The organism is Bacteroides intestinalis, from assembly GCF_003464595.1.
Taxonomy (GTDB): Bacteria; Bacteroidota; Bacteroidia; order Bacteroidales; family Bacteroidaceae; genus Bacteroides; species Bacteroides intestinalis_A.
The window spans coordinates 22,323-29,240 of sequence record NZ_QRZF01000035.1; the positions used below are offsets into that span (position 1 = coordinate 22,323).

7 protein-coding genes are annotated in these 6,918 nt (G+C 39.1%); all 7 read right to left on the reverse strand.

Translation table 11 applies throughout. The features are described 5' to 3' along the window. Nucleotides 1-47: 47 nt before the first annotated feature. On the reverse strand, nt 48-1,124 hold the full coding sequence (locus DWW10_RS24965; RefSeq protein WP_118420940.1) for an AAA family ATPase: 1,077 nt from the start codon (nt 1,122-1,124) through the stop codon (nt 48-50). 14 nt (nt 1,125-1,138) lie between these two features. Next, nucleotides 1,139-1,447 (reverse strand): DUF3853 family protein, encoded by a 309-nt coding sequence (locus tag DWW10_RS24970; RefSeq protein ID WP_005856031.1) that lies wholly within the window; start codon nt 1,445-1,447, stop codon nt 1,139-1,141. A gap of 269 nt (nt 1,448-1,716) precedes the next feature. Next, on the reverse strand, nt 1,717-2,283 hold the full coding sequence (locus DWW10_RS24975; protein ID WP_118420941.1) for a hypothetical protein: 567 nt from the start codon (nt 2,281-2,283) through the stop codon (nt 1,717-1,719). Then, complete coding sequence (locus DWW10_RS24980) at nt 2,273-2,815, reverse strand: hypothetical protein (protein ID WP_118487395.1); 543 nt, start codon at nt 2,813-2,815, stop codon at nt 2,273-2,275. The genes DWW10_RS24975 and DWW10_RS24980 overlap by 11 nt, the downstream gene beginning before the upstream one ends. Before the next feature lie 31 nt (nt 2,816-2,846). Then, the gene (locus DWW10_RS24985; RefSeq protein WP_118420943.1) at nt 2,847-3,884 is read right to left on the reverse strand and encodes a hypothetical protein; all 1,038 of its coding nucleotides are present in this window, start codon (nt 3,882-3,884) and stop codon (nt 2,847-2,849) included. Nucleotides 3,885-3,889: 5 nt separating this feature from the next. Beyond that, nucleotides 3,890-5,188, reverse strand: a complete 1,299-nt coding sequence (locus DWW10_RS24990; protein ID WP_118420944.1) for a PDDEXK nuclease domain-containing protein — start codon at nt 5,186-5,188, stop codon at nt 3,890-3,892. 69 nt (nt 5,189-5,257) lie between these two features. Continuing rightward, nucleotides 5,258-6,541, reverse strand: a complete 1,284-nt coding sequence (locus DWW10_RS24995; protein WP_118420945.1) for a site-specific integrase — start codon at nt 6,539-6,541, stop codon at nt 5,258-5,260. Nucleotides 6,542-6,918: the final 377 nt, after the last annotated feature.

Here is a 6,918-nt window from a genome sequence, read left to right on the forward strand (position 1 = left end):
TAATATATAGACCCTCGGAATAAAGTGAAGTGATTGTAAGGTGTGGGCTAATAGTGGAAGTCGGGCATGAACGTGTACTTCCTGCCGTTCTCCTGCACTATCATCCGTTTGTTGCGAAGCATGATGATGAGCGGTACCGCCTTTTGATGGTTCAGCTTTACACCTATTGACGTGTAGCTTTTGATTAAAGCATCTTCCAGCTCCTTGTAGCCGTATTCCTTTTTCAGTCCGAAAACTGTTTCCAGCGCGATGCGGTGCTGCTGTTCGGTGATATGCCTGTAAGGATCGAACTTTTCCTCTTCCGGTCTTCCCGGTTTCTTGGCTTCGGGCTTGTACCCCTCCATGAGTTCGGGCAGGGCGTTGTCGTTGATACGGAATGCGAAAGGCTCGAAATCCATTGCCCGTATGTGCATGGCTGAAACATTGCTTATATCTCCATTGTTCTTGTCCTTTTCCACAAGGAGTACGGTTTCTGCCTTGTTGTTCAGTTCAGTACCGATATGTCCCCTCGCGTTCTCATCCCCCTTGTTCTGGTGGAGTATCGTGTGGATATGTATCTGCCTGTCGTCCGTCCACTGCATCAGTTTGGATATGATGCGTGTCGATTCTCCGGGACTGTTGATGTCATATACCATGTCACGGATGCCGTCTATGATTACAAGGGCTATGTCAGGCGTATTGTAGATAGCCTGCTCTACAATTCTGATACGCTGTTCGGGCGTGTATTTCCTCAAAGCGAGAAATTCCAGATGCTCATTGTCCCTGTCATAGGGAAGCCTGGCCATCCGTAAAATACGCTTCATGACTTTCAGGCAATGATAAGGGCTCTGTTCCGTGTCCACATAAAGGATTTTCCGTTTGTCTTCCGGAAGTTCTGCCACATATCGCAATGCCGTACCGTTCTTCAATGCGGCGGCTACGATAGCCGACACATTGAACGTCTTTTTACTTTTGGCTTTGCCGATGGATGCGCTGAAATTCCCCAATGTCCCTATGACGGAACCATGTACTTTGAGAATTTCCGGTGCTTTCTCGTAACTTTTCGACAGGCTCAAACGTGAGGCTTGCCAAAGGATTACGGCTTCTTCTGCCGATATTTCCTTGTTGTCTTTCATATAATCCATAAGTACACCTCCAGTTATTTTCGTCCTCCGGTTTTCTTTCCGGCCAGTTCAAGGGCAAGTTCCGCATCAACGATAATCTTGCGCCCTATTTGCGTAATGGCTTTGTCAATCTTTCCGCTTTTCTTTATACGGTTGGCGGTGGGCAGACTGCACCCGAACAGTTTGGCAATGCCAAGTATTCCGTACACATACTTTCTTTCTGTGTCCGTGACGGGCTGCGGTTGCGCTTCCGTTTGGTTGGAAGCGTGCTTGCTTAGGAATATGAACTCTTCGCCTGTCATCTGCCAGACGGGTTTTAATAATAACTCTTGAAGATTTGTCATCGTCCAATCTATTTAGTCGTTTAACAATCAGCCCTGCGCACTGGCTGTTATTTCTGTTCTCGAACGATGCAAAATTAGGTATGGCTGTAAGTGGTAAGGATGTGGATGATATAAATAGGATGTTGTGCTATCTCATTAAATATCAGACAATAAAAATACCACTCAAAAATTATTTTGAGTGGTAAAAGTGGAACTTTCGTGAAACATCAATGGATATCACTGATTAGCAGAAAGAGTTGTGTTTGTTTATGAATCTTTTTAATATGTGGTCAATCAGGATTATGTTTGAATCTAATATTTAAAATTTCTCTCATTTTGTTTATTTGTTCTTGCGTTGCTTTGCCTAATTCTTTTCTTGGAATTTTCAATCTGCGCATCTTGTTCTTAATGATTCTAATTAATGTTTTTTCCCATTTGGGACTAATGCCAGTATCAGGAATTTCTATTATAATATGGTCACTCACTTGAGAAACTTTTTCGCCTTTATGCCCATACGCGATTCTTAGGCCTTTTGATTGAAAAATGGCATCAATAATAGAATAATGATTCTTCAAAGAGAATACAATGCTAAAATTATAATCTATAGGTTTATAGAATCTTATATTTAAGATCCATCTATCGACATTAAATAATGATGACAATGTTCCACCCCACTGAACTTCAACATCTCCCATTGATATATTGGAATGTAATTTAATGATTTCTTTTATATAATCATCTTCTTTAGAACTGATTACTATAGAAGGTATTAATCGCCCATCTGCGTAATCTCGACTTGCAAATAACCCTTCTTCATTGATATTATATATTGGTGTTGATATTTTTTTAATCATCATAATGAATCTCTTTAATTAACAAACTTTCCGCTTTAGATACGTTATTCTCTACATCTTGAACAATTATTCTATATTTCTCAATGCGTCTATTTTTAAAAATTTCTGGAATTTGAAAAATAACCCAACCATATTTTATATCCTTGGGTTCTAGTTGAATATTGTTATCATATTTTTCAATTTGAGAGTGGTGTTTTTTATGGAATAAGTTTTTATCATATGATAATTTTATAGTTCTTATAATACCGTTCTCTTTGTAATCTATTTCTAATTTGGGTAGAACTGTATTTCTATAAGAAGATTTGTTTTTTACCGTAATACAAAATACAGCATGTGTGTGTTTTGAGGAATTATATGATATTCTATAACAATTCTCTATATAAACAGAGAAATTTGGCTTTTTGGATATAAAATCTTCTTTATCCATCCTATGCTTTTGATTTGAAATTATTATTTGTCTCATTGTGATAAAAAGTGTAATAATTCCTATAATTGCGCCTATTATTACATTGTTTTCTTGTATTAATTCTAACATAAGTTTAACGATATAAATAATACTACTTATTTTAATTAAATATGCTTTCCATTTCTTTGGCGAATTTTTGGTTGCTGTCACTCGGAAAATCAGAAACGGGTTCTTTGTATTTTGACCGATAATAACTCTCGTCAATATCCAACAGTTTTAATATTTGGCTCCTCCATTCATCCCTGTATTGCTTGGATAGTTTCTCGCTCATCAGGAATATCAGATAACACACCCGTATCTTTTCCCTTGCCTTGATTTTTAGTTTGTTCTTGCAGGGGTACAAGTTTATATTGGCATAGAAGTCCGCTATGGTAATGGCTTCGAACTGTTCCCCGACACAGGTTTCATAAATAGGCGAAAGCGGCTTCATGTCAAAATATTCATGCTGTTTCTCCGGTGTATTCTGTACTTCTTCTTGCGCATTTTGCTCGACTGATTCCTCTGGTCGTTTTTCTTCCACATCATCAGGAAGGTATTTTTTCAGGACTTCCATAAAAAGAAGGCTTAGGCGGTAAACATCACCGGAAAGGTTTTCCGTATATTGAAAAGCCTCTTTCCTGTCTTGCTTTTGCAGTTCATAGAGTTTGTCCAATGCCTTCTTTTCTTTGTCGTATTCAGCCTTGCAACGTTCATACTCCTTCTCAGCCAGTATTTCTTCTTCATTCGTATGAGGTCTAAAACCAATGAAATCATATCTATGGTATGCATCATTCAAAGGCTCATGCAATTTAGTTGTAATCTCCAACTGGTCTTTTATTGCAGAATTATGCCTGTCTATGTATTGGAAACATACACGTTTTACGGTGTCATCACTTAGTGGTCTTGTCTCATAAGCCCGTATATTCTTTTCTATTTCGATTTTCAGACTATTGAGAATCAATGTGTATTGTTCTTTCTGCTTGTCAAGTATCAGTTCAAGGATAGCGGATTCAAAAGCCTTTGTATCATTGTGCTGCCTGTAAAAATCGGTGATGAATTTTTGCTTGTCAAAAGAAAATGCATAATTGGTTATCCAATCATTATATATCCTGTTGAGTTCTCCGTATAGGGGAATTAGTTTGTTTATTTCTCCTGCCATAGATTTCAATTTTGGGGATTATTGTCCTTGTCAAGGAAAGATGCCAGTTCTTCTTCTACCTCTTCCACGCTTGGCAAAGCTGATTTCAAGTTTTCGGGTATAGCCTTGCTCAACTGGTAATCACTGATACCTATCGGCTGGTCGTAGCCTGTCAAAGCGTATTGTGCCACAACCTCGTCTTTTCCCTTGCACAGCAACAGCCCGATAGTCTTGTTGTCATTTTCTCCCCTCAGTTTGTCATCCACCACATTGATGTAGAAATTCAATTGTCCTGCATACTCCGGTTTGAATGGGGTTGCTTTCAATTCCACTACGATATATGCGTGTAGGGGAATGGAATATAGAATAAGGTCGGCAAAGAAATCGCTGTTGCCTATTTGAAAATGCTTTTGCCGGGCGACAAAGGCAAAACCATTGCCCATTTCCAACAAATAACGGGTAACGTGCTTTACCAACTGTTCTTCTATGTCTCTTTCGTCTTCCTTTTCTTTCGCTCCTGCCAAATCGAAGATATACGGGTCTTTCAACAGGTAATTGGCAAGGTCGCTTTGTGGTGCCGGAAGTGTGGCTGTAAAATTGTTTACCTTGTTGCTGCTGATTTGTCTGTTATATAAGTTGGTTTCAATTTGTATTTTAAGAATATTGCTGCTCCAGCCCATTTCTACCGATTGCTTCATATACCAATATCCTATGCCTAACGGTAATGCTCCGTCAAGTATGACCATTTGGCTTGCCCAGTTTATTTTGGCAACAGGGGAGGTCAGGAAAACTTTTTCTATCTCCCTAATCTCCATCCTGTAAATGGCAGAAACTGTTTTCTCCACGTCCTGAATTTGCGCAGGAGCCTCCTGCGTAAATTCTAAAGACTGGCAATCAACAGATTGTATTTGCGCAGTAAGTTCCTGCGTAAATCGTCCGTTATTTAGTTTCAATACTTCATCTGTAACATTCTGTATGCTTGGAACAGATAGTCTTGCATCCGTGTCAATGAAACTTCGTAGCACGTTCAGCGGATATGACCGTGCGAATTGGCACATATAAGTAAGGTTACGTTCCGAATAGCCTTTCTTTTCAGGATAATTGAATCGGATAGCCTTTGCCAGTTGCTTGATGATTTTGCTTCCCCAGCCTTGTAAGTTCTGATGATACAGGATATAGTTGCCCATTTTCCAGTAATGGAATAGCATTTGCGCATTGGCTGCGGTAATCAGCCGGACTTGCGCTTGTTCTATTTCCGAACCGACAGCATGAACAAATGCGTCAAAGTTCGTTCTTTCTATATGATGTTCTTTGTTGTTTTCCATGTTTCAATGTTTATTGTTGTCGCAAATATAATTCAAATAGTGGATAATTTATGAAACTGATTGATACTTTTATAGTTGGTTAAACTTGTTCATGGCATTTGCCTTAATATCATCCGCTATGTCAATATAAGGTTTCATGGCTTTATAGTCGCTATGCCCCGTCCATTTCATTACTACCTGTGCCGGAATACCGAGAGCCAGCGCATTGCAAATAAATGTTCTTCTTCCTGCATGGGTGCTTAGCAATGCGTATTTCGGGGTGACTTCATCTATACGTTCATTTCCTTTATAATAAGTCTCCCGTACAGGCCCATTGATTTCAGCCAGTTCCCCCAATTCTTTCAAATAATCATTCATCTTTTGGTTACTGATGACGGGCAGTACCATATGGTTTTCAAAATGAACTTCCTTGTATTTTTCAAGTATGGCTTTGCTGTGGTCGTTAAGTTCAATTATCAGACTGTCTGCCGTTTTGACTGTGGTAACTTCGATATGGTCGGGTTTCACATCGCTTCTTTTCAGGTTACGAACATCTGAATATCGCAGACTTGTGAAGCAACAGAACAGAAAAACGTCCCTGACACGTTCCAGATATTGTTTGTCTTTTGGTATCTGGTAATCTTTCAGTCTGTTCAATTCGTCCCAAGTCAGGAATATCACCTTTTTAGAGGTGGTTTTCAATTTGGGTTTGAAAGTATCGTATGCCATGTTCTGATGATGCCCTTTTTTGAAGCTCCAGCGCAGAAACCATTTGAGGAATCCCATCTGTTTGCCGATGGTGCTGTTCCTCATATCCTTTTTGTCACGCAGGAAATTCACATACTCGTTCAAGCCGAACTCATTGAAGTATTCAAAGGTTACATCTTCCTTGAACTCTTTGAGGTGGTTTTTCACTGCTGAGAATTTCTCGTAGGTGGATGCCGTCCAATTATTCTGATTGCCACACTCCTTTACAAATTCATCGAATACCTCCCAAAAGCTTATCTGTGTTTCTTCCTGCTGCTCTTCGTTGGCATCTTTCATCCGCAGGTTGAACGCATCCTTTAGCTGTTGGGTGGTTGGCATGGCTTCCTGTACCTCAAATTCCTTGAATACGTTTTGAATCTCGGCATAGTATTTCAGCAAGTCCGCATTGATTTCGGATGCGCTTTGCTTTAGTTTGTTGGTGCATCCGTTCTTTACCCGTTGTTTGTCGGCATCCCATTTGGCTACATCAATCCGATAGCCTGTTGTAAACTCGATGCGTTGGCTTGCATATATGACACGCATACGGATGGGTACGTTCTCCACGATTGGCACTCCGTTCTTTTTCCGGCTTTCCAATGCAAAAATGATGTTACGTTTGATATTCATAATTGGGTGCGTTTGAAATTCTACACCCAAATATACACCCAATATTCGGAATAGCAAAAGGCATTTAGAAAGATTTAGATTTACCCTATACTTTGGATAGTATATGATTATCAGTGATTTGCAATTTTATGATATTTCTTGAAAGTATAGGTTCAAGAGCCTGTCTCTCCGCTATAAAGAATTGCAAAGTAAAAAATCCCTGTAAATTATGTTTTACAGGGATTTTTTATTTTTGATGTATAGCATAAGCATATCAAAGCATTCTTAAAAAAATGATCTTTGAGGACTTTTTCATCAATGATACGAGCCCTATAATATATTGTATTAATTTTAATCTGATTCTCCGCAAACACACCTAATATTTTTAGTATATTAGC